The following is a 22,669-nucleotide window of genomic DNA, read 5'->3' as shown; positions in this document are numbered from 1 at the left end:
CTTCCTCAACGCGTCCGGGGTCAGCGCTTGATGTTCGTGGTTTCCTGCAGCATCTCGTCCACCGTCTGGATCACCTTGGCGTTCGAGGAATAGGCCCGCTGGGTCTGGATCAGCTGCGTCAGCTCGGCCGCCACATCGGTGGTGGAGCCTTCGCGGGCATAGCCCACCACCGCCCCCGTCGGGCCGTCGCCGGCATCCCAGAGGAAGAACGAGCCGCTGTCGGGCGAGACCTGATAGACCTGGTTCGACAGCGCGGTCAGCCCGTTCATGTTCGGTACGTCAACCAGCGGCACCTGATAGATGCGGCGGGTGAAGCCGGTGTCATAGGTGGCGGTGACATAGCCGTTCTCGTCCACCTCCACCGCCGTCAGGTTGCCGACCGGCGAACCGTCCTTGGTGATCGCGGTGGGCGCGAAACTGTCCGAAAGCTGGGTCAACCCGTTCGGGTCGCCCAGCTTGCCGATCGTCACCGTCATCGGCCCGCCCGCGACAGTCAGGTCGAGCGTGCCGTCGGCTGCGTTGTAGGTGCCGCCCGAAACCACGCTGACCGAGGCCAGCGTGCCACCGTCGCCACGGGTATCGTCAAAGGTCAGGGTGTATTCTCCGATCACCGCATTGCCCTGGGCGCTGTCGGTCACCACCATGGTCCAGGTGTTGGACGAGCCCGACGCCGGGACCGTGGGCGTGAAGCTGACGCCCAGGGTCTCGGAAGTGCCGAGATTGCCGAAATACTCGATCTGGAGGTTCAGCGGGTCGCCCGCCGCCCCGGCCTCGGTCGCCGTTGCCGGCAGGTTGACGCCCATGTTCATCCGGGTGGTCGGATCCCCGGCCGTCTGGTTGGCGTTGATGACCACCGGTTCCAGCCCGACCATCGTGTCGCGCGGATAGGTCGGGATCGTGCCGTCGGCATTCGCCGGCCAGCCCAGCAGGACCAGCCCCGAATCGGTGCGCAGCACCCCGTTGTCATCGGTCCGGAACGATCCCGTCGTGGTCATCATCATCGGCTGGTCGCCGGTGCTTGCCCCGAGCGAGACCGAGGGCGTGACCGGCAGCATCCCGCGCCCCGAGACCGCGATATCGGTGGCATTCGAGGTCGAGACCAGTGCCCCGTGTTCGTCGATCAGCCGGGCCGTTCCGGCGCGCACTCCGCCCGCCGAATAGGTCCCGGCGCCGCGTGAGCTGTTGATCACGAAGGAATTGAAATCGGCCGTGGCCCGCTTGTAGCCGAAGGTGCCCGAGTTGGCGATATTGTCCGAGATGGTGGCCAGCCGTGTCGCATTGGCAAAGAGCCCTGCGACGCCCGCGGCGAGCGAAGAGGAAATGGTCATGGGTGCGCCTTTCTGATGCAACGACCTGTCCTGCCATTCCTAGGTGAGAACCCTTAAGCTCTGCCTAACGCCGCATGGCCGCGTGGCGGGCCGTCTGCCGGTTCAGGACAGCTCGGCCCTCAGCAGGATCACCTCCAGCCGGTTGTTGCGCACCGAAGCCGGGTTGACGGCCACCGGATCGCGGTCTGCAAATCCGGCGACCCGGGTGAAGCGGCGGTCATCCAGCCCCGCCTCGACGATCAACGCGCGCAGCGCGCCGGCGCGTTCCCAGCTGAGCGGCCAGACCGGGTCCCGGGCCAGGACGACCGGGTAGGAGCGCACATGGCCATTGACCGCCACCGGGTTGCCGACCAGATCGAAGACCCGCGCCAGCACATCCGCGAGATCGACCAGCAGCGGCGTCGGCGTGATGCCGTCGGCCTCGAACAACGGGTCGCCCTCCAGATCGAACAGCTCGATGATCAGGCCTTCGTCGGTCACCCGTGTGACGATGTGGCGCAGGGTCCGGTCGGCGGCCATGCTTTCTCCCGACTGGGCGCTGAGCGCCCTTTCGATCGCGCCGAACGCCCTGGCCTCGTCACCGGCCGCCCCCGTGCCCGCGCCACTCTGGCCGGTCGGCGGCGCGTCGCCCGGCGGCTCGGCTCCGGCTTCGGCGTTCTCGGCCAGGTTGTCCTCGGAAAACACGGATTCGCCGCCGAAGACGCCATCCCCGCCGCCCGAGACACGGTTGATCGGGATCGTCGGATTGAAGTAATCCGCAATGCCCTTGCGCTGTTTCTCCGTCGTCGCGTTCAACAGCCACATCAAGAGGAAGAAGGCCATCAAGGCCGTCACGAAGTCGGCATAGGCGACCTTCCAGGCACCGCCATGGTGCCCGCCGGCCTGAACGATCTTCTTCCGCTTGATGATGACGGGCGCGTTGTGTTTCGCGCTCATCCCACCACCTCATGTTCACCCTTGGGGACGTGCTAGCAGGGCGACGTGAACATCGGGTCAAGAAAACATCTCGGGTTTTATCCGGGTCGATGAAACCTGCCCCGTGCCAGTCAGGCACGGCCCGCAGAGGCGGCCAGGATCATCGCCGCCGCCTTTTCCGCGATCATCATCGTCGGGGCGTTGGTGTTGCCGCTGGTGATCGTCGGCATGACGCTGGCATCGGCCACGCGAAGCCCCGCGACCCCGCGCAGCCGCAACTCGGCATCCAGGGGCGCCTCGACATCGGCGCCCATGCGAACGGTTCCGACCGGGTGAAAGATGGTGGTGCCGATCTCGCCCGCCGCGCGGGCCAGCGCGGCATCGTCATCGCCGACCTCCGGGCCGGGGCGGAATTCCTGTGGATCATGCCGGGCCAGCGGCTCCTGTTCGACGATCCGGCGGGTCAGCCGGATCGCATCCGCCGCCACCTGCCGGTCGGCCTCGGCCGACAGGTAGTTCGGCCGGATTTCCGGGTGCCGTGTCGGATCCGGCCCCGCCAGCCGCACCGTGCCGCGACTCTGCGGCCGCAGGTTGCAGACGCTGGCGGTGAAGGCGTCGAAATCGTGCAGCGGCTCGCCGAAGGCATCCAGGGACAGGGGCTGGACATGAAACTCCAGGTCCGCCGTCGCCACCTCGGGGCGCGACCGTGCGAAGACACCCAGCTGCGACGGCGCCATCGACATCGGCCCGGTCCGGCGCAGGGCGTATTCCGCCGCGATCTTCGCCTTCCCGAACAGGCTGGCCGACATGGTGTTGAGGGTCTTCGCCCCGGTGATCCTGTAGGCGCAGCGCAGTTGCAGATGGTCCTGCAGATTGCTGCCTATGCCGGGCATGTCGCGCCGCACCTCGATCCCCATCGAGCGCAGATGCTCCGCCGGGCCGATCCCCGACAGCATCAGAAGCTGTGGCGAGCCGATCGCCCCGGCGCTCAGCACCACCTCGGCCCCGGCCCGCGCCTCTTCGACCAGCCCGCCGCGGCGCCAGCGGACTCCGGTGACACGGCCATCGTCGAAGATCAGGCTCTCGGCCTGGGCATGGGTCACGATCTTCAGATTGCCGCGCTTCAGGGCCGGGCGCAGAAAGGCCCGCGCCGTGTTCAGCCGCCAGCCGTTCTTCTGGTTCACCCGGAAATAGGCGACGCCTTCGTTGTCGCCGCGGTTGAAATCGCTGATCGCCGGGATGCCCGCCGCCACCGCGGCCTCGTGGAACCGGTCGAGTATCTCCCACCGTAACCGCTGTGCATCGACCCGCCATTCGCCGCCCTGGCCATGCATCTCGTCCGGCGGGCCGGCGTTGTCCTCGGCTTTCAGGAAATGCGGCAGCACATCGTCCCAACCCCAGCCGGTCAGCCCCGACTGGCGCCAGCCGTCGTAATCCGCCGCCTGCCCACGCAGATAGAGCATCCCGTTGATCGAGGAGCAGCCGCCCAGAACCCGGCCGCGCGGGTAGAGCAGGCTGCGCCCGCCCAGCTGCGGCTCGGCCATGGTGCGAAAGCCCCAGTCGGTGCGGGGATTGCCGATGCAATAGAGATAGCCGACCGGTATGTGAATCCAGGGATAGGTGTCGCGCCCGCCGGCCTCGAGCAGCAGAACCCGATGCTTCTCGCTCAGCCGGTTGGCCAGAAGCGATCCCGCGCTGCCGGCGCCGACGATGATGTAGTCGAACGCATCCATCCTGCCGGCCAGCATGACGCGCCGGCCGGCGTGCCGCAAGCCGGACGGCTACTGTGCGGTATAGCCGCCATCCACCAGGTGGTAGCTGCCGTTGATGAAGCTGGCCCGGTCCGACAGCAGGAAGCAGGTCAGCGCCGCCACCTCGGCCGGTTTGCCGATCCGGCCGACCGGGTGCATTCCGGCCAGCGCCGCCATCGTCGCCTCGTCCAGATTCGCGCTGAGCAGCGGCGTGTCGATGAAGCCCGGTCCGACGGCATTCACCCGGATGTTCTGCTTGGCATGGTCCAGCGCCGCGGTCTTGGTCAGACCGAGCAGCGCGTGTTTCGCCGCCACATAGGCAGAAGAGCCGGCAAAACCGACCGATCCCAGGATCGAGGCCATGTTGACCACCGCACCGCCCTTGCCCTTGGCCATGGCCGCCAGTTCGTAGCGCAGACAGTAGAAAACTCCGTTCAGGTTCACGTCGATGACCTGCTTCCAGCTGTCCAGCGGATAGTCCCCGACCGGGGCCGAGGCACCGCCGATCCCGGCGTTGTTCACCGCCAGATCGAGCCCGCCCCACAGCTCCACCGCCCGCGCGACCATCGCCTCGGCCCGCGCCGGGTCGGCGACATCGACCTGAAAGGCCTCGGCGGTCCCGCCGGCCGATGCGATCTCGTCCGCGACCTTTCCGGCGACGTCCGGGGACAGATCGGCGATCAGAACCTTCGCGCCCCCGGCCGCAAGCTCACGCGCGATCTCGGCGCCGATGCCGGAGCCTGCCCCGGTCACGATGGCCGACTTGCCGTCAAAATCCATGCTCATGGTCGCTCTCCCATCGGTTCCTCGTAGGCGGCCGGCTGCCGATGTTCCGAACAGATCAGAGCCCGGCCGGGCCACCGCCCGAAGCCTGCCCGATCCCGGCCCGGCCCGCGTTGAGCCAGGTCAAACCGCAGCGGCTTTCGGCTCCGGCACCGGCTTCAGCGGCGCACCGCAGACACCGCGAAGGGTGCGCCAGGCATCGTATTGCGACAGGAACATCTGGCCCGAGAGATGTTGCAGGAACCGGGTCCGCGAGAGCTTGTCGGTGACCGGCCCCTTGACCTCGGACAGGTGCAGCTTGGCGCCCATGTCCACCAGTCGCCGGTCGATCGCTTCGAGGCTTTCCAGCGCGCTCAGGTCGATGTCATTGACCGCCGAGCACATGAGCACCACGTGTTTCAGCCCCTTGGACTCCGCGGTCCGGTCCAGGATGTAGTCCTCGAGATAGCGGGAATTGGCGAAGGACAGGCTTTCATCGACCCGGATCATCAGGATCTCGGGATGGGTCACCACCTGATGCCGGTTGATGTTGCGAAAATGCTCGGTGCCCTCGATGCAGCCGATCTCGGCGATATGCGGGCGCGAGGTGCGCCAGAGCAGCAGCAGCACCGACAGGCCGACCCCGGCGGAAACCCCCGCTTCGACCCCGATCAGGAGGGTCAGCAGGATCGTCGCCGCGACGGCGGCGAAATCGGCATGGGAATAGCGCCAGGCGCGGCTCAGGATCGACAGATCGACCAGCGACATGACCGCCGCGATGATCGTCGCCGCCAGCACCGCCTTGGGCAGGAAGAACAGCAGCGGGGTCAGCGCCAGCGTCGCCAGCGCGATGCCGACGGCGGTAAAGGCGCCCGCCGCCGGTGTCTCGGCCCCGGCATCGAAATTGACGACCGAGCGGGCAAAGCCCCCGGTCACCGGGTAGCCGCCCGAAATCGCCGCACCGATATTGGCCGCGCCCAGACCGATCAGCTCCTGGTCCGGCACGATCCGCTGCCGCCGCTTGGCCGCCAGCGTCTGCGCGACCGAGACCGATTCGACAAAGCCGATGATCGAGATCAGCACCGCCGGCACGATCAGCGAGGACCAGAGCCCCAGGTCGAAGACCGGCAGCCGCAGCGGTGGCAGCCCCTGCGGCACTGTGCCGACAATGGCAACGCCGTGATTGGCCAGATCGAGGCCCCAGACCACCAATGTAGAGACTATGATGGCCAGCACCGGCCCGGTCCTGGCGCCGATATCCGCCGCCCGGCCGCGCAGCCCCCAGCGGATCAGCAGCGGCTTCAGCCCCTTGCGGACCCAGAACAGGAAGACCAGCGCCGGCAGCCCGATGGCCAGCGTCGGCAGGTTGGTCCGGTCCAGGTCGGACCACAGGTTCTCCAGCATCTCGAGCAGGTTCTCGCCGCCGCCGGGCAGGCCCAGGATATGCCGTGCCTGGCTGGTGGCGATCAGGATGCCCGAGGCGGTGATGAAGCCCGCCACCACCGGATGCGACAGGAAATTGGCCAGAAACCCCAGCCGGAACAGCCCCATCGCAAGCAGCACAAGCCCGGACAGGAAGGCCAGCACCATCGCCGCCGCCATCGCTGCCGCCGGATCGTCCAGGCCCAGACGGGCAATCGCCGCGGCGGTCATCAGCGAGACCACCGCGACCGGCCCGACCGCCAGCGCCCGCGAGGTGCCGAAGACCGCATAGGCCAGCAGCGGCACGATCGAGGCATAGAGCCCGACCTGCGCCGGCAGTCCGGCCAGCAGCGCATAGGCCAGCGACTGCGGGATCAGCATCACGGTGACGATCACCGCCGCCACAAGATCGCTGGTGGCCTGATCGCGGTTGTAGTGGCGGCCCCATTCGAGGATCGGGAAATAGCGTTTCATGACGCAATCCATTCGTGGCCCCGATATCCGGCACGATGTCCGGACATCCTGGGCGCGGTCTGCAGAGGGTGGGCGATGCCGGACGGCACGGAACGGGGCGCCATGATCCTAGAGGCTGTTCAGCGGCACCTTCAGGAAACGCTTGCCGCTCTCGTCGGGCTCGGGCAACTCGCCGCCGCGCATGTTGACCTGCAGCGACGGAATGATCAGCTTCGGCATGTCCAGGCTGGCGTCCCGCTCGGTCCGCAGCTTGATGAAAGCCTCGCGCGTGGTGCCGTTGCCGACATGGATGTTGTGCTTCTTTTCCTCTCCGACCGAGGTTTCCCACTGGATGTCGCGCCCGTTCGGGCCGTAGTCGTGGCACATGAACAGCCGCATCTCGTCCGGCAGGGCAAGCACCTTCTGGATCGAATCGTAAAGCTCGCCGGCATCGCCACCCGGGAAATCGGCCCGGGCCGAACCGCCGTCGGGCATGAACAGGGTGTCTCCGACAAAGGCCGCGTCGCCGACCACATGCGTCATGCAGGCCGGGGTATGGCCCGGCGTATGCATGGCAAAGGCGGTCATGCCGCCGATCTTGTAGGTGTCGCCATCATCAAACAGCCGGTCGAACTGGCTGCCGTCGCGGCGGAATTCGGTGCCCTCGTTGAAGACCTTGCCAAAGACGTCCTGGACCACGGTGATGTTGCGCCCGATTCCCAGCTTGCCACCCAGACGGTCCTGGATATAGGGCGCCGCCGAAAGGTGGTCGGCATGGACATGGGTTTCGATCAGCCATTCCAGCTTCAGGCCCTTCTTCGAGATGAAGGAGATGATCTGATCGGCGTGCTCATAGGCGATCCGTCCCGCGGCATAGTCGATATCCATGACCGAATCGACCACCGCGCATGAGGCGGAGTCGGGATCCTTGACCACATAGCTGATCGTATTGGTGGCGGGGTCGAAGAATGCGGTGACTTCGGGCTTCACTGACATATCAACGGGATAAGACATTTCATGCTCCTTCGTCTTGACGTTGGACCGGCAGGCACGGGTGCTGACCCGTCCGGGCGGCCGATCTCGGCTATCCTCTTGTCGCACAGCACTCCCATCGGGCACGGTGACTATGTTACCGAGACTGTCCGACCGGCAAGCCGGTCGCTCAGGAGCGTGCCAGCCGGTCCAGCGCAGCCGGGGCGGTCAGGGTGATCTCGCCCCTTGCCTGCTCGATCCAGCCGCGGCGGTGGAAATCCTGCAGGATGCGCGAAATCACTTCACGGGCCGACCCCAGCTCGTTGGCCAGAACCTGATGTGTCGCCGTCACCCGTCCGTTCTCGGCCAGCGCCAGCAGCCGTGCCGCCAGCCGCACGTCGACCCGGCGCGAAACGATGTCGTCGACCAGCTTGAACAGGTCGGCGATCCGCCGCGAATAGGTGTTGAAGACGAACTGGCGGAAGGCCGGAGCCTCGCCCAGCAGGTCGTCGAACAGCTTGCGCGGGATCGCCACGGCGCGGCAATCGGTCTCGGCGATGCCCTCGGCGGAGTATTCCTCCATCGTCATCATGCAGGAGGTGGTCATCACGCAGCTTTCCCCGGCCTTGATCCGGTAGAGGAAAACCTCGCGCCCGGTCTCCGAGCGTTGCTGAACCCGGACCGAGCCGTCCAGCAGCATCAGCAGGTGGTCGGGCTTCTGGCCGGGGCCGAAGATCTGGGTGCCCGCCGCCACGGTGACGATGCGGGAACCTTCGCGCAGGGCCTGGCGCACCTCGGCAGGCAGGGCGGCGAGCCCGGGGAACTGCTGCGTCCAGTCGGCGGTGGTGCTGTCGGTCATGGCATCCTCTGCTGGCCAGATTGGCTCACATCCATGGGTATCGTTCCCGGATGCCGCGGGCAAACCGTAATCTCGGTGTCAGGGCCGGGCGGGCCCGAGCCGCTCGGCGGCCAGCACCGCCGCCAACGCCGGAAGGGCCAGGCATTGCCGGGCGCGCAGCGCGGTGCCGGGATCATAACGCCCGGCGGCGTCCAGCAGGTTCACCGTCGCCGCCAGACGCGCCGCGACCATCACCGGCAGGTTGATGACGGCGCCGCAGCCCAGGGACTCGATCGCCGCCAGATCGGGGAAATCCGCCCGCATCTCCCGCGGCGAATTGGCGTGATACATGCGCCCCGCCCGGACCGTGGCCAGAAAGCCGTTTTCGACCAGCGGCTTGGTTCCCGACAGCGGATAGGCCGCCGAATCGCTTGTATAGACCCTTCTGGCCAGCCCGGCCGCCGTATCGATCAGAGTGACCGAGAACAGCCGCACCCCGATCTCGGCCGCGGCCAGCCGGTGCAGGGCGCCGAACACTTCGGCCGCCCCGGTCGCTTCGCCCAGCGTGGCGGTGAACTGGTCGCGAGCGCTCTGCGGCATGTCGGCCCCTCCGGTTGACCGGGCCAGCATTCCCGCAGCCGACGCATGGCTGCAACCCCTCGCGGCCGGTTCGGGCCGGTCGGCGTTTTTCGGATGATCCGGGACCGGCCTGCGGCTAATGCTGGCGATCATGGCAAGGACCGAAGAGCCCCCTCTGCGCGCCGGCAAGAAAAAGGCCGGCCGGAAGAAAAGGCGCCAGCCGCGACGGTTCCGTCCCCTGCGCTGGCTGTGGCGCTGGACGTTCCGGCTGGCGCTGGCCGGCATGGTGGTGATCGTGCTGGCGGTGCTGCTCTACCGCTTCATAAACCCGCCGACCACGCCCTACATCTTCGCCGAGAGTCGCCGTCTCGGCGGGGTCGAGATGCGTTGGGTGGCGGCCGATGACATCGCACAGGTCATGCTCCGCTCGGCCGTTGCCGCGGAAGACGCCAATTTCTGCGAACATTGGGGCTTCGACATGGATGCGATCCGCGATGCGATCAACGGCGGCGGCAATCGTGGCGCTTCGACGATCAGCCAGCAGGTCGCCAAGAATGCCTGGCTCTGGCACGGCCGCAGCTGGACCCGCAAGGCGCTGGAGGCGATGATCACCCCGGTGATGGAGACATTCTGGTCCAAGCGCCGGATTCTCGAGGTTTATCTGAACATTGCCGAGTTCGGCGAGGGCGTATTCGGCATCGGCGCCGCCGCGCAGCATGCCTTCGGCGTGACGCCGAAGAACCTCACCGCGGACCAGGCGGCGCGTCTTGCGGCGGTGCTGCCGAATCCCAAGCACCGATCCGCCGCGAAACCGAGCGCCAAACTGCGCAAGCGGGCGGCATCGATCCGCGATGGTGCCGAAACCATCAGGATTGACGGGCGCGCCGATTGCTTCGGCGGTTGAAACCCGACGCGGACCGGGGCAAACAGGATCCAATCCGAGGGCCAAGATGATCCGCCTTTTCCACGTCCCGTTGTCACCCTTCTGCCGCAAGGTCCGGCTTTCGCTCGCCGAGAAGAAGATCGAGGTCGAGCTGGTCGAAGAACGCTATTGGGAGCAGGATCCCGATTTCCTGCGCCGCAACCCGGCCGGCAAGGTGCCAATCCTCCGGATGGATGGCCGGATGATGGCCGAGAGCACGCCGATCTGCGAGTATATCGAGGAAAAGCAACCCGAGCCGCCACTGATGCCCCGCGGCGCCGGCGAGCGCTACGAGGTGCGGCGGCTGGTGAACTGGTTCGACGACAAGTTCCACCACGAGGTGACGTCGAAGCTGCTCTATGAACGGGTCAACAAGAAGGTGATGGGCCAGGGCTACCCGGATTCGGGCAACGTCAAGGCCGGCGCCAAGGCGATCAAGTTCCATATCGACTACATGGGCTGGCTTCTGGATCAGCGGCGCTGGCTGGCGGGCGATACGATGACGCTGGCCGATTTTGCCGCCGCCGCGCATATGTCGGCGCTGGATTACATTTCCGACGTGGACTGGAACCGCAACGCCAACGTCAAGGACTGGTACGCCAAGATCAAGTCGCGCCCGGCCTTCCGGTCGCTGCTGGCGGATCAGGTTCCCGGTTTCCCGCCACCGCCGCATTACGCCGACCTGGATTTCTAGGCCAAGGCCGGCGGCTCAGAGCCCCAGACGCTCGAACAGGCTGTCGATCGGCGCCCAATCCACCGGTTCCAGCCGCACCGGCAGGATCAGCATCCGGCCCCGCCACTCGGGCGGCAGGCGTACTGCATCCTTCTCGGTGGTGACGAGTTCGGCCCCGAGGGCCCCGGCCTCGGTCGCGATCCGTTTCAGCAGGGCGTCCCCGATCGGCTGATGGTCATCCAGGGCCACGGTGCCGCGCAGATCGGCGCCCAGGCGGCGCAGCGTGTCAAAGAACTTGCCCGGGCGGCCGATCCCGGCAAAGGCAAAGACCGCCAGCCCCTGCCAGTCCATTCCGGTCTGCAAGGGCTTCGCCTCCGCCGCCAGCCGCGGCAGCGGCGCCACCGACCAGAGGGCATCGAACCGCGCCTGCGCCTCGGCATCGCCCAGGGTCAGCACCAGATCGGCGCGGCGCAGTGCCGTTGCCACCGGCTCGCGCAATGGCCCGGCGGGCGCCACCCGGCCATTGCCGAAGCCCTCTCTGGCATCGACGGTCAGGATCGCCGCGTCCTGGATCACCGAGGGGTTCTGGAACCCGTCATCCAGCAGCACCGCCCCGGCTCCCGCCGCAACCGCCGCCCGGACCCCGGCGGCCCGGTCGCGCGCCACCCAGACCGGGGCGAAAGCGGCCAGCATCAGCGGCTCGTCTCCCACCCGCGCGGCGTCGTGCCGGCCCGGATCGACCCTCAGGACCGCCTTTTCAGACCCTCCATAACCGCGCGAGACGACATGCACCTTCACCCCGCGCGCCAGCAGCCGTTCGACCAGGGCCATCACCGCCGGGGTCTTGCCGGTACCGCCCAGATGCACATTGCCGACACAGATCACCGGGACCGGCGCCCGGTATCCGTCCGCCCGGCGTGCAACCCGCCGGGCGGTCACCGCAGCGGTCAGCGCCGCCAGGGGCGCCAGGGCCCGGGCCTTCCAGCCGGGTGCGTCGGGTGGATTCTGCCAGAATCGCGGCGGTTGCATCAGGTCTCTCCCCCGGCAGGGCGTGCGCCGTCCAGCGCCCGGGTGAGATGTTCCAGCAACCGCCCCGCAGCCTCGTCCCCCGCCGAGGACACCTCCCAGGCCGCATGGGCAAGGGTTGCGGCCTGATCGGGGGCCAGAAGCGTTTCGATTTCGGTTGCCAGCTCGACCGGGCCGACGACCTGCCGCGCCGCGCCCGCCGCCGTCAGCCGGGCATGGTCAGTGGCATGGCCGGCGGTTTCCGGACCATGCAGGATGGCCGAGCCCAGTGCCGCCAGTTCCAGCGGGGACCGCGATTCGGCCCCGGCGGTCCATGTGCCGCCGACAAAGGCCAGCGGCGCCAGGCGCAGCCACAGCCCCCACTCGCCGCCCAGATCGGCCACATAGGCCGAGAGAACCTCGTTCGGCTCGTCCCCTGCCGACCTCAGGCCGCAGGCAAGCCCGGCCCGTTCCAGATAGGCCTGCATCTTCGGCCCGTCCAGAGGATCGGCGGGCACGATCACCAGCAGCAGCCGGTGCGACCGGCCGAGCGCCAGCGCCTGCGTCTCGGCAATCGCCTCGACCTCTGCCAGCGGCAAGCCATAGGCGCACCATACCGGGCGCGAGGACAGCAGTTCCGACAGGGAAACCCGCTCGGCCTCATTGGCACTCGGCACCGGCAGCTCGGCCCGCAGAGCGCCCCCGACCTCGGCTTTCCCGCGCGGTGCGCCCAGGCTCCGCAACCGGGCGAGATTGGCGGCGTCCTCGGCCAGAAGATGGTCGAAACAGGCCAGGTGGCGCCGGGTCAGGGGCCGATACGGCCAGCGTTCCATCCAGCTGGCCCCCGACAGGCGAATATCGCAGCCCAGCACCGGCAGACCGCGTCGGTGCAGCGCCTGGACCGTTGCGGGCAACAGCACGTCGCCCAGCAGGACCGCCGCCGCCGGCTGCCAGCGGTCGAGAAAGCCGGACAGGGCGACAGGGTCCTCGGGCGGGCAGGGGGTCAGTTCGACATCCATCGCGGCGATTGCGGCGCTGTCGTCGGGCGAGGGATCGCGGGGCAGGGTGACCAGGGGCCACAGCCCCGGCATCTCGGCATCCAGGCGTTGCGCCAGCCCGCTCAGGCCACGCACCGAACCGGCATCGTCGCAGCGAAACCAGACCGGCGTGCCGGGGCGCCGGGCCGGCTCGCCATCTGCCGCGGCCGGCAGGGCGGTACGGCCCTGCAGTGCCGGCACCGGCGGCTCGCGCCGCGCCAGCAGCCGATCAAGATATTGGCTGATCCAGCCTGAAATCGCCATTACCGCGGGTCATCGGGCCTAGTTGCCCAGTTCCTCGGTTGGGCTGGCGGCGGTCTCTTCGTCGCGCAGCCGGTGCAGGTGGGCGATGAAGTAGCGCATATGGGCATTGTCCACGGTGCGATGCGATTCGGCCTTCCAGGCGTTGTAGGCGCTGGCATAGTCCGGGAAGATCCCGACCACATGGATCTGGGACACGTCGCGGAACACATTGGTGGAAGGATCGGCAAGCTCGCCACCAAAGACAAGGTGCAGGCGCTGGGTCATGGGGGTCTCCGAAGGTATCTGGCTGAACAGTCGAGCGGCTGTGAACAGGGTCCGGCGGCGGTGTCTGGGCCACGGCTTCATACCGGACGCCCGGTTGGGCGGCGCCAACCTAGGGCAATGCGTGGCAGGGTCAAGGGCAGCGCCGTTGACATGAAATCGGCTATACCGCATTCGGAGGGCCGGACAGCCCGCGAAAGGAATGGTTGATGAAGATTGCGATGATCGGCACCGGTTATGTCGGCCTGGTTTCGGGGGTCTGTTTCTCGAATTTCGGACATGAGGTGGTCTGTGTCGACAAGGACCCGCGCAAGCTGGAGGCGCTGAACGCCGGGCAGGTGCCGATCTACGAACCGGGCCTTGACGAGCTGATGGCCAGAAATGTCGAGGCCGGCCGCCTGACCTTCACCGGCGATCTGAAGGAAGCGGTCGCCGGGGCCGATGCCGTGTTCATCGCGGTGGGCACCCCGACCCGGCGCGGCGACGGCCATGCCGATCTCACCTATGTCTACGCCGCGGCCGAAGAGATTGCCGGTGCGCTTACCGGCTATGCGGTGGTGGTCACGAAATCGACCGTTCCGGTGGGGACCAACCGGCAGGTCAAGCAGATCATCCGCAAGGCGGCGCCCGAAGCCGAGTTCGATGTCGCCTCGAACCCCGAGTTCCTGCGCGAAGGGGCCGCGATCGACGATTTCATGAAGCCCGACCGGGTGGTCGTCGGCTGCCAGTCGGACCGCGCCCGCGAGGTGATGGGCGCGATCTACCGGCCCCTGTTCCTGCGCGAATTCCCGATCGTCTACACCGATCTCGAATCCGCCGAGATGATCAAATATGCCGCCAATGCCTTTCTGGCGACCAAGATCACCTTCATCAACGAGATCGCGGCGCTCTGCGAAAAGGTCGGTGCGGACATCAAGGATGTGTCGAAGGGCATGGGCCTGGACGGACGGATCGGCAACAAGTTCCTGCATGCCGGGCCTGGCTATGGCGGATCCTGTTTCCCCAAGGATACCAAGGCATTGGCGCGGATCGGCCAGGACAACGCGGTGCCGATGCAGATCACCGAGTCGGTGATCGAGGTCAATGACCGGATCAAGCGGCGGATGATCGACAAGATCCTCGACCTTTGCGGCGGTTCGGTCAACGGCAAGACCATCGCGGTTCTGGGCGTGACCTTCAAACCCGATACCGACGACATGCGCGACGCGCCTTCGCTCACCATCGTTCCGGCACTGATCGGCGGCGGCGCCAAGGTGCGGGCCTGTGATCCGCAGGGCGAGCGCGAGGGCGCCGAGCTGCTGCCCGGGGTCCACTGGGTGGCCGATGCCTACAAGGCGGCACAGGGCAGCGACTGCATCGTGATCCTGACCGAGTGGAACGAGTTCCGGGCGCTCGACCTGAAGAAACTGGCCCGCAAGGCCGCCGCCCCGCGGATGGCCGACCTGCGCAACATCTATGCGCCCCGGGATGCCAAGCGGGCCGGATTCCTGGCCTATGCGTCGATCGGGCGGTCGGACTATCTGGCCGAGCCCGCGGCGGAGACAAAGCCGGGCTGAAACGGCGGGGCTAGTCTTCCAGCCCCAGCCGCTTGCGGATCTCCGGCCCGTGTTCGTCCGGCTTGGGCGAGGGCCGGCCGGTGGCCAGTTCCGCCTCGGAGAACCGGAACGGCGGCCGGACCGAGGGCACCCCGTCCAGCGACATCTGCATGCCGCGCGCCTGGACCTGCGGGTCGGCAAAGACCTCGGCCATGTCGTTGATCGGCCCCGCCGGGATGCCCTGGGCCTCGCAGGCGTCCAGCAGCTCTTTCTTCGCCATCCGGGCGGTGGCCTCGGCCAGAAGCTTCGTCATCTCGTCACGGTGCTTGATCCGGTCCGAGTTGGTCAGGAACTCCGGAGCCTCGGCCATCCAGTCCAGCCCGAGTATCCCGCAGAGCCGGCGATACTGTCCGTCGTTGCCGGTGGCGATGATGATGTGCCCGTCCGAGCAGGCAAAGACCTGGTAGGGCGTCAGGTTCGGATGCCAGTTGCCGGTCCGCACCGGAGGCTTTCCGGAAACAAGGTAGTTCATCGCCTGGTTGGCGGTGATCGCGACCCCGGAATCCAGCAGCCCCATGTCGATCCACTGGCCGCGCCCGGTGGTGGTCCGCTGATGCAGCGCCGCCAGGATCGCCGTCGAGGCATACATCCCGGTCGCCAGATCGGTGACCGCCACGCCAAAGCGCTGCGGCTGCCCGTCCGGGTCGCCGGTGATCGACATCAGCCCCGACATGCCCTGGATGATGTAATCGTAGCCCGCCCGGTGTGCATAGGGACCGTCCTGCCCGAAGCCGGTGATCGAGCAATAGATCAGCCGCGGATTGACCTTTTGCAGGCTCTCGTAGTCCAGCCCGTATTTCTTCAGCCCGCCGAGCTTGAAATTCTCGATCAGCACATCGGCTTCGGCGGCCAGGGCCCGCACCAGCGCCTGCCCGGCCTCGGTGCGGAAATCCGCCGCGACCGATTTCTTGCCGCGATTGGCGCCGTGGAAATAGGCCGCCGAGCGGTCGCCCTCACGCTCGACAAAGGGCGGGCCCCAGCGGCGCGTGTCATCGCCCTGCGGCGACTCGACCTTGATGACCTCGGCGCCCAGATCGGCCAGCATCTGGCCACACCAGGGCCCGGCCAGAATCCGCGCCAGTTCGACGACCTTCAGTCCTTCCAGAGTTGTAGCCATGCCTGACGTCAGCTCTTGGCCAGTTCGGCGTCGATCAGCTTGGAGAACTCGTCATAGGCCATGTTCGAGTATTTCTTGCCGTTGATCAGGAAGCTCGGGGTCGAGTCGATCCCGTCCGCCGCCGCGTTCTTCTGGTAGAGCGCCACCAGCGCCCGGGCGCCGTCGGCATCGTTCATGCAGGTGTCGATCTCCTCGGACGTCATCCCGGCCTGAAGCCCGATCTTCTTCAGATTGGCCGCGATCTTTGCCGGATCGCCGCCGGCCAGCCACTCGGTCTGGGTGTCGTAAAGGATATCGGCAATCCCGAAATACCGCAGCCCGCCGCCGCATCGCGCGAGCATCGCGCCCCAGAGGCCGAAGCGGTCGAAATACACCTCGCGGTAGATGAAGTGGATCTTGCCGGTGTCGATGTAGTTCTTGCGCAGTTTCTTGAACACCAGGTCATGGAAGTCGCGGCAATGCGGGCAGGTGAAGCTGGCATATTCGGTGACCGTGACCTTGGCGTCGGGATTGCCCAGCGTCATTTCCGGGATCATCGAGGTGTCGATGTCCGCCGCATCCTCGGCCGAGGCCGACAGATCGAAATTGGTCTGTCCCGGCTTGGCGCGGCTGAAATACCAGCCGCCGCCGGCAATTGCGGCGACGCCAACGGCGCCAAGAAGAGCTCTGCGATTCATCGGGTCGGTCCTTTCGGTTTCGGCCGGGATAATATGGTTCGGCCCATGTCTTCAAGCGCTGCACGCAGGGCTTCGTCCCGGATCGGGGCAGAGGCCTCGCGCGCCAGCGCCTCGGTCTCGGGGTCGGGTGTGTTGCGTTGCGCGGTCGAGGCGGGGCGCCCCTGGAACAGGGCCTGCGCCTCGGCAAAGCCCTGCGGCGCGGTCTGGGTCAGGGCGATCCTGGCCACCGCGTTGTAGCCATAGCAGGCGTTGACCCGCTGGCGCAGCGTCTCTTTCTGCATCTCGATCATCGGCGCATTGGCGCCCGAGCACAGAACCGTCAGCGTCGCCCCCAGCCCGTGGCTGGCATAGCCGATCTTCACCGGACGGGTCAGTGCCGCCATCTCGGGCCCGGCGATCTCGTCCCAATGGGTCAGGACCTTCGACACCGCGAAGCCCCGGCTTTCTCCGGCGGCGCTGATCCGCTTCTGCAGCAGCCCCGCGGCCCGCTCGAATCCCTTCATCCGGCGGCCCTGGCCGAAATTCCTGCGCGGTGGTTGGGACGGGGTCCGGGGTGTCATCGCTGGCCTTTGCCTGTTCGCCGCCTATTCTAGGCGCGCGGCGTGGCTGCACCATAGGCAAGGCTGGGTGGGGAATAAAGATTGCGTGACCTGGAGATCGGCGCGGCGCTGCTGGAGTGGTACGATGCGCATGCCCGCAGGCTGCCCTGGCGGGTCGGTCCCGCCGAGCGCGGGGCGGGGCAAAGACCCGATCCCTACCGGGTCTGGCTGTCCGAGATCATGCTGCAACAGACCACGGTGGCGGCGGTCGGGAAGTATTTCCGGCGCTTCACCAGCCTGTGGCCGACGGTGCAGGCGCTTGCAGCGGCGGAAGATGCCGAGGTGATGGCCGAATGGGCCGGTCTCGGCTACTACGCCCGCGCCCGAAACCTGCTGAAATGTGCCCGGGCCGTGGCCGCGATGGGCGCATTTCCAGACACTATGAAGGGACTTCAGGCGCTTCCGGGGATCGGTCCCTACACGGCCGCGGCGGTCTCGGCGATTGCTTTCGACCGGCCCGAGACGGTGCTCGACGGCAATGTCGAACGGGTGGTGGCGCGGCTCTTCGCGGTGCAGACCCCGCTGCCGACCGCCAAGCCCGAGCTGCACGCGCTGGCCACCCGCCTGACTCCGCAACGCCGGCCCGGAGACCACGCCCAGGCGATGATGGACCTCGGCGCCACGATCTGCACCCCGCGTAATCCGGCCTGCGGCCTGTGCCCGTTGAGCGCCGCCTGCATGGCCCGTGCCCGGGGCATCGCCGCCGATCTGCCTCGCAAGCTGCCGAAGCGGCCCAGGCCGGTGCGGATGGGCTATGTCTACCTGGCCCGCCGCAGCGATGGCGCATGGCTGCTGGAAACCCGGCCCGACAAGGGGCTTCTGGGCGGAATGCTGGCCTGGCCCTCGTCGGACTGGACCGAGACCTTGCCGCCGGAATCCCCGCCGCTGGCCGCAAGCTGGCGGGACCCGGGACTCGAGGTGCGCCATACCTTCACCCATTTCCATCTGCGTCTGGCCCTGCGCCTGGCCGATGCCCCGGTGGGTGTGGAACCGAGCCGGGGCCGCTTTGTGCGGCATCAGGACTTCCGCCCGGCGGCGCTGCCAACACTGATGCGCAAGGCCTATGACCTGGCGACGGCACATCAGCCCGATTGAGACCGGGCCCGGATCGGCTATAGTTGGATCTCGGGGGCGACGAGGAAAACCATGGGCCGGATCATATCCAGCGCAGAGATCGCGCTGCCCCGCAACGCCCTGCCGTTCTGGCTGTCGCTGGCGATGGTGCCGCTGGTGCTGCTGGCCGCCGCCTTTGGCGGCTGGGCGCTGCTGCTGCCGCCGCTGGGCGCCTGGTCGCTGTTCTCGGTGCTCGATGCGATCCTGGGCCAGAACCATGACAACCCCGACATCGCCACCGACGAGTCGGACCTGTTCCTCTATCGCCTGATCACCCTGATCTGGTTCCCGGTCCAGTTCGTCACCGTCTTCGGCCTGATCTACTGGGTGGCGCATTCGACCCATCTGGCCGGATGGGAGAAGCTGGCCCTCTTCGCCGGGGTCGGGGTGATCTCGGGCACTATCGGCATCGTCTATGCGCATGAGCTGCTGCACCAGCCGACCCGGCTGGAACGCTGGCTGGGGGAGCTGCTGCTGGCCTCGGTGCTCTATTCGCATTTCCGCTCGGAACATCTGCTGGTCCATCATCGCTATGTCGGCACCCCGCGCGACCCGGTGACCGCCCTGTACAACGAAGGCTTCCACCGCTTCTTCTTCCGCGTGCTGCGGCAGTGCCCGGCTTCGGCCTGGCGGGCCGAGGCGGCGATGCTGGCCCGGCGCGGGCGACCGGCCTGGCACCCGGCGAATCCGTTCTGGCGCTATGCGGTTCTGCAACTGGCAATGCTGGCGCTGGCCCTGACGCTGGGCGGCTGGATCGGCCTGGGCCTGTTCCTGGTGCAGGCCTTCTCGGCGGTGTGGCAGCTGGAGCTGACCAATTACATCGAGCATTACGGCCTGACGCGGAAGCATCTGGGCGAGGGCAGATACGACCACGTCCTGCCGCGCCATTCGTGGAATGCCGATCACAAGGCTTCGAACTGGTTGCTGATCAACCTGCAACGCCATTCCGACCATCACTTCCGCCCCGACCGGCGTTTTCCGCTGTTGCAGACCTATGCCGCAGAGGAGGCGCCGCAGCTGCCCTTCGGCTATCCGGTGATGACCATGGCCGCCCTTGTGCCGCCGCTCTGGCGCCGGGTGATGAACCCCAGGGTGCGGGCCTGGCGCAGGCAGTTCTATCCCGAGATCGAGGACTGGACGCCCTACAAGACGGGCACCAACCCGCTGCCGCGCTAATCGCGCCGGGCCGGCCAGCGGGCCTGCGGCCGGTCGAGGTCAAAGCCCATCTGGCGACAGCGTGCCACCAGCGGGAACATCCAGCCCAGCCGCGCGGCATCGGCATCCGGCACCAGCTGCGGCAGCGCCGTGCCGATCCATTCCGCCGCGACCCGCAGTCTCTGCGCCGCCCCGCGGCTGGTTCCGGCGATATGGATGGCGCCGTCCACCGGCACCATCCCGCTGCCTTCGCCAGCGCCGACGGTCAGCGCTCCCGGCGCCAGGATCAGCGTTCCCGGCCGGGCCAGGCGCGCCACCCGCGCTTCCAGCCGTCGCATCAGTGCTTCGTCGCGGATCGGCTGGAAATAGTGGATCACGTCGAACCTGTCATAGCCCTCGAAGGCGAGCGCATCGCCCTGCAGCAGCCGTGCGGCAGGCTCCCCGGCCAGCAGGCTCCGCGCCGCCCGCAGGCTGGCCGCACCCAGTTCCAGCCCGGTGACCGAGTGAAACAGCGGCAGCGCCGCCAACATGACGGTGCCCAGGCCCGAACCGACATCCAGAAAGGACAGCGGCCCGGCACGGCCCTGCGCCAGTGTGATCCGCCGGGCCGCCTGCAACAGGGGAAGCAGCGCCGACAGCGGCAGCGGGATGTCCGGATGATAGCCGAGTTTGGCAAGGCCGCGCGGGTCCGGGGGCCGCATATGCCTGTGCAGACCCTCATAGAGCGTTTCCATCAGGCGTTCCCGCACCGCCAGGGGATGGTCCGGGGCCAGGCGCTGAAACAGCGATTGGCGGGGCTTTCGGCGCTTGCCGCCGACGTGATCCACCAGCCGCCGGAGCCGGGGCCAGAGCCGCCGGCGTTCCTCGCCGCTGCGCCAGACCAGCAGCCCGTCGCGGTGATCGGGGGCGGCATGGGCACCGTGCAGCGCGGCGCCCAGATGCCGCAGTGCAAGGTCAAGCTGCGCCACCTGCCCGCCCAGTTGCGACAGGGCGAGGCTGACGCCGGCCCGCTCCACCGGCGGCGCCCGGCGATGCAGGTGTTCCGCCAGGGCGGCGCTCTGCGCCTGCAGGGCGGTCTCGACCCCGATCACTTCGGCCCGGGTCCGGCCTATGTCTTGAACCTGTCCGGCCATCCTGGCAGCCTAACGGCAGGCGGCCCCAATTGCCCTAGTCCCGAATACCGGACCCTGGCCACCCGGACGAAAAAGGCCCCACCGTGCGGACACGGCGGGGCAAGGCTGTGCCGGTGGAGTCAGACCACTGGCACTGGCGGTAACTGTGTTCGGAAAATCGGGGCGGTCAGGCCGGGGCTCAGTTCATCTCCGAGCGGACCTGCTGGCGCAGGAGGTCGATCGGCACCGTCACCCCTTCGCGGCGATAGCTCCAATAGGTCCAGCCGTTGCAGGAAGGTGCGCCTTCCAGCGCCGCGCCGACCTGGTGGATCGAGCCGCGCGCCTCGCCCGAGATCAATGTCCCGTCGGCCCGGACCTTGGCAGCCACGCCGCGCGGCGAGACCAGCGTCTCGCCCGGGCGCAGCATCCCGCGCTCGACCAGGGTGCCGAAGGGCACCCGCGGCTCGGCGCGTTTCGAGGTGGTCACCGCAAGCGCATCGCTGTCGAACTTGCGCACCCGTGCCAGCCGCTTCTCGGCGGCCTTGCGATAGGAGGCTTCGCGTTCGATCCCGATGAAATTGCGGCCCAGCATCTTGGCCACCGCGCCGGTGGTGCCGGTGCCGAAGAACGGGTCCAGCACCACGTCGCCGGGGTTGGTCGTGCCGACCAGAACCCGGTGCAGCAGGGCTTCGGGCTTCTGGGTCGGATGCGCCTTGGCGCCGCTCTCGTCCTTCAGCCGCTCATGCCCGGTGCAGAGCGGAATCACCCAGTCCGAGCGCATCTGAACATCTTCGTTCAGCGCCTTCAGCGCCTCGTAGTTGAAGGTATATTTGCTGTCTTCCGACTTCGAGGCCCAGATCAGCGTCTCATGCGCATTGGTGAAGCGCTTGCCACGGAAATTCGGCATCGGGTTCGACTTGCGCCAGACCACGTCGTTCAGCACCCAGAACCCCTGATCCTGAAGCGCCGCGCCGACCCGGAAGATGTTGTGATAGCTGCCGATCACCCAAAGCGCGCCATCCGGCTTCAGCAGCCGTCGCGCGGCCTTCAGCCAGGCCCGGGTGAACTTGTCGTAGAGCGCGAAGGAACCGAACTGGTCCCAGTCATCGTCCACCGCATCCACCCGGCTGTTGTCGGGCCGGTGCAGGTCGCCGCGCAACTGCAGGTTATAGGGCGGATCGGCAAAGATCAGGTCGACGCTGCCTTCGGGCAACGCATTCATTGCCTCGACGCAATCGCCGGACAGGATGGTATTCAGTGGCAAGGCCGGAGCGGCCTTGGCTTTCGGTCGTGTCGTCATGCTGCCTCTGTCCCCGCGCCACTTTGGTGGGCGCTTGTTGGGACAGAGGATGAGTCACAACCGATTCGGGGTCAATTTCTTTTTTGAATCAGCGTGTTACGGATTTTTCTTGATACAAGATGTTGTGCACGGGTCGAAAGGAACGACGATGATGTGGGGTTACGCCTAGGCTTTGCAGCGCCGATAGATGCAGCCGTGCACCATAGCCCTTGTTCTTCTCCCAGCCATAGCCCGGATGCTGTTGCGCCAAATCCACCATGATCCGGTCGCGTGTCACCTTGGCCACCACCGAGGCCGCGGCGATGCTGAGCGACCGCGCATCGCCCTTCACCACGGGTTCGGCCGGCAGGGTCAGCCCGCGTGGCAGGAGGTTGCCGTCGATCAGGCAGTGCTCCGGCGGTTCGGGCAGCGCCTCGATCGCCCGGCACATCGCGAGATGCGAGGCGCGCAGGATGTTCAGCCGGTCGATTTCCTCGACCGAGGCCTGCCCGATGCCGACACGGGCGCAGGCCATGATCTCGGGCAGCAGGGCCTCGCGCCGCTTCTCGGTCAGTTTCTTTGAATCGTCGAGCCCCGGCGGAATCCGGCGCGGGTCCAGGATCACCGCCGCCGCCAGCACCGGCCCGGCCAGCGGGCCGCGCCCGACCTCGTCGACCCCGGCAATCCGGGTCATCCCCTGCGCCAGCAGGGCGGTTTCGCGCGTGAAGTCGGGGCCAGGGGGGACGGGGTCTTGCATCGGTGCAACCAAGCCCAGTGCGGGGCAGGGTGCAAGCCCCTGCGGCAAAACGGGACGGGTCGGAAGCAAAGGCTTCCGGCCCG

The 22,669-nt window shown here is 67.4% G+C and carries 22 protein-coding genes; 5 read left to right on the top strand and 17 right to left on the bottom strand.

The window, feature by feature from the left end:
- Nucleotides 1–20: 20 nt before the first annotated feature.
- The 8 genes from NUW50_RS08555 to NUW50_RS08520 all read right to left on the bottom strand — a co-directional run bounded on the left by NUW50_RS08555 (nucleotide 21) and on the right by NUW50_RS08520 (nucleotide 9,041).
- Nucleotides 21–1,328 carry a flagellar hook protein FlgE gene (locus NUW50_RS08555; RefSeq protein WP_258288678.1) on the bottom strand — a complete coding sequence of 436 codons (1,308 nt, stop codon included), beginning with the start codon at nucleotides 1,326–1,328 and terminating at the stop codon, nucleotides 21–23.
- Between the two features lie 102 nt (nucleotides 1,329–1,430).
- A complete protein-coding gene (locus tag NUW50_RS08550; RefSeq protein WP_258288677.1) occupies nucleotides 1,431–2,264 on the bottom strand; it encodes a flagellar motor protein MotB in 834 nt (277 codons plus the stop codon).
- Nucleotides 2,265–2,374: 110 nt separating this feature from the next.
- Nucleotides 2,375–3,991: a GMC family oxidoreductase gene (locus NUW50_RS08545; protein WP_258288676.1), complete on the bottom strand. Its 1,617-nt coding sequence runs from the start codon at nucleotides 3,989–3,991 to the stop codon at nucleotides 2,375–2,377.
- Between the two features lie 33 nt (nucleotides 3,992–4,024).
- The gene (locus NUW50_RS08540; protein WP_258288675.1) at nucleotides 4,025–4,780 is read right to left on the bottom strand and encodes an SDR family NAD(P)-dependent oxidoreductase; all 756 of its coding nucleotides are present in this window, start codon (nucleotides 4,778–4,780) and stop codon (nucleotides 4,025–4,027) included.
- Nucleotides 4,781–4,900: 120 nt separating this feature from the next.
- Nucleotides 4,901–6,652 (bottom strand): SulP family inorganic anion transporter, encoded by a 1,752-nt coding sequence (locus NUW50_RS08535; RefSeq protein ID WP_258288674.1) that lies wholly within the window; start codon nucleotides 6,650–6,652, stop codon nucleotides 4,901–4,903.
- Nucleotides 6,653–6,760: 108 nt separating this feature from the next.
- A complete protein-coding gene (locus tag NUW50_RS08530; RefSeq protein ID WP_258288673.1) occupies nucleotides 6,761–7,645 on the bottom strand; it encodes an MBL fold metallo-hydrolase in 885 nt (294 codons plus the stop codon).
- Nucleotides 7,646–7,793: 148 nt separating this feature from the next.
- On the bottom strand, nucleotides 7,794–8,462 hold the full coding sequence (locus tag NUW50_RS08525) for a Crp/Fnr family transcriptional regulator (protein ID WP_258288672.1): 669 nt from the start codon (nucleotides 8,460–8,462) through the stop codon (nucleotides 7,794–7,796).
- A 78-nt stretch (nucleotides 8,463–8,540) separates the two neighbouring features.
- The gene (locus tag NUW50_RS08520) at nucleotides 8,541–9,041 is read right to left on the bottom strand and encodes a GAF domain-containing protein (protein WP_258288671.1); all 501 of its coding nucleotides are present in this window, start codon (nucleotides 9,039–9,041) and stop codon (nucleotides 8,541–8,543) included.
- A 130-nt stretch (nucleotides 9,042–9,171) separates the two neighbouring features.
- Here NUW50_RS08520 and mtgA point away from each other — a divergent pair, with 130 nt between their 5' ends.
- Both mtgA and fzlA read left to right on the top strand, forming a co-directional pair.
- A complete protein-coding gene (gene mtgA / locus NUW50_RS08515; protein WP_258288670.1) occupies nucleotides 9,172–9,924 on the top strand; it encodes a monofunctional biosynthetic peptidoglycan transglycosylase in 753 nt (250 codons plus the stop codon).
- A 46-nt stretch (nucleotides 9,925–9,970) separates the two neighbouring features.
- The gene (fzlA, locus tag NUW50_RS08510) at nucleotides 9,971–10,636 is read left to right on the top strand and encodes an FtsZ-binding protein FzlA (RefSeq protein WP_258288669.1); all 666 of its coding nucleotides are present in this window, start codon (nucleotides 9,971–9,973) and stop codon (nucleotides 10,634–10,636) included.
- A gap of 15 nt (nucleotides 10,637–10,651) precedes the next feature.
- On the opposite strand, the gene lpxK is transcribed toward fzlA, so the two are convergent.
- The 3 genes from lpxK to NUW50_RS08495 are packed head-to-tail and all read right to left on the bottom strand — an operon-like array spanning nucleotide 10,652 to nucleotide 13,185.
- Complete coding sequence (gene lpxK, locus NUW50_RS08505) at nucleotides 10,652–11,644, bottom strand: tetraacyldisaccharide 4'-kinase (RefSeq protein ID WP_258288668.1); 993 nt, start codon at nucleotides 11,642–11,644, stop codon at nucleotides 10,652–10,654.
- Nucleotides 11,644–12,921, bottom strand: coding sequence for a 3-deoxy-D-manno-octulosonic acid transferase (locus NUW50_RS08500; protein WP_258288667.1), 1,278 nt, complete (start codon nucleotides 12,919–12,921; stop codon nucleotides 11,644–11,646). Before NUW50_RS08500 ends, lpxK begins: the two co-directional genes overlap by 1 nt.
- 18 nt (nucleotides 12,922–12,939) lie before the next feature.
- Nucleotides 12,940–13,185, bottom strand: a complete 246-nt coding sequence (locus NUW50_RS08495) for a DUF4170 domain-containing protein (RefSeq protein ID WP_258288666.1) — start codon at nucleotides 13,183–13,185, stop codon at nucleotides 12,940–12,942.
- A 206-nt stretch (nucleotides 13,186–13,391) separates the two neighbouring features.
- Here NUW50_RS08495 and NUW50_RS08490 point away from each other — a divergent pair, with 206 nt between their 5' ends.
- Complete coding sequence (locus NUW50_RS08490; RefSeq protein WP_258288665.1) at nucleotides 13,392–14,738, top strand: UDP-glucose dehydrogenase family protein; 1,347 nt, start codon at nucleotides 13,392–13,394, stop codon at nucleotides 14,736–14,738.
- Nucleotides 14,739–14,748: 10 nt separating this feature from the next.
- Here NUW50_RS08490 and NUW50_RS08485 read toward each other — a convergent pair whose 3' ends face one another.
- The 3 genes from NUW50_RS08485 to NUW50_RS08475 are packed head-to-tail and all read right to left on the bottom strand — an operon-like array spanning nucleotide 14,749 to nucleotide 17,074.
- Nucleotides 14,749–15,894, bottom strand: a complete 1,146-nt coding sequence (locus tag NUW50_RS08485; RefSeq protein ID WP_258288664.1) for a CaiB/BaiF CoA transferase family protein — start codon at nucleotides 15,892–15,894, stop codon at nucleotides 14,749–14,751.
- An 8-nt stretch (nucleotides 15,895–15,902) separates the two neighbouring features.
- Nucleotides 15,903–16,571: a DsbA family protein gene (locus tag NUW50_RS08480; protein WP_258288663.1), complete on the bottom strand. Its 669-nt coding sequence runs from the start codon at nucleotides 16,569–16,571 to the stop codon at nucleotides 15,903–15,905.
- Complete coding sequence (locus NUW50_RS08475; protein ID WP_443135100.1) at nucleotides 16,568–17,074, bottom strand: DUF721 domain-containing protein; 507 nt, start codon at nucleotides 17,072–17,074, stop codon at nucleotides 16,568–16,570. Before NUW50_RS08475 ends, NUW50_RS08480 begins: the two co-directional genes overlap by 4 nt.
- A gap of 138 nt (nucleotides 17,075–17,212) precedes the next feature.
- On the opposite strand from NUW50_RS08475, the gene mutY reads away from it, so the two are divergent.
- Nucleotides 17,213–18,265, top strand: coding sequence for an A/G-specific adenine glycosylase (mutY, locus tag NUW50_RS08470; RefSeq protein ID WP_258288661.1), 1,053 nt, complete (start codon nucleotides 17,213–17,215; stop codon nucleotides 18,263–18,265).
- Nucleotides 18,266–18,316: 51 nt separating this feature from the next.
- Nucleotides 18,317–19,459: an alkane 1-monooxygenase gene (locus tag NUW50_RS08465; RefSeq protein WP_258288660.1), complete on the top strand. Its 1,143-nt coding sequence runs from the start codon at nucleotides 18,317–18,319 to the stop codon at nucleotides 19,457–19,459.
- On the opposite strand, the gene NUW50_RS08460 is transcribed toward NUW50_RS08465, so the two are convergent.
- The 3 genes from NUW50_RS08460 to NUW50_RS08450 form a co-directional block, all read right to left on the bottom strand.
- Nucleotides 19,456–20,571 carry a class I SAM-dependent methyltransferase gene (locus tag NUW50_RS08460; RefSeq protein ID WP_258288659.1) on the bottom strand — a complete coding sequence of 372 codons (1,116 nt, stop codon included), beginning with the start codon at nucleotides 20,569–20,571 and terminating at the stop codon, nucleotides 19,456–19,458. The two genes, NUW50_RS08465 and NUW50_RS08460, sit on opposite strands and share 4 nt — an antisense overlap.
- A 178-nt stretch (nucleotides 20,572–20,749) precedes the next feature.
- Nucleotides 20,750–21,850: a site-specific DNA-methyltransferase gene (locus NUW50_RS08455; protein WP_258288658.1), complete on the bottom strand. Its 1,101-nt coding sequence runs from the start codon at nucleotides 21,848–21,850 to the stop codon at nucleotides 20,750–20,752.
- A gap of 88 nt (nucleotides 21,851–21,938) precedes the next feature.
- Nucleotides 21,939–22,586 carry a ribonuclease HII gene (locus tag NUW50_RS08450; protein ID WP_258288657.1) on the bottom strand — a complete coding sequence of 216 codons (648 nt, stop codon included), beginning with the start codon at nucleotides 22,584–22,586 and terminating at the stop codon, nucleotides 21,939–21,941.
- Nucleotides 22,587–22,669 lie beyond the last annotated feature (83 nt).

Source organism: Frigidibacter sp. ROC022 (assembly GCF_024723735.1).
Taxonomy (GTDB): Bacteria; Pseudomonadota; Alphaproteobacteria; order Rhodobacterales; family Rhodobacteraceae; genus SLM-1.
This window is presented reverse-complemented; position numbering and strand designations above follow the sequence as displayed.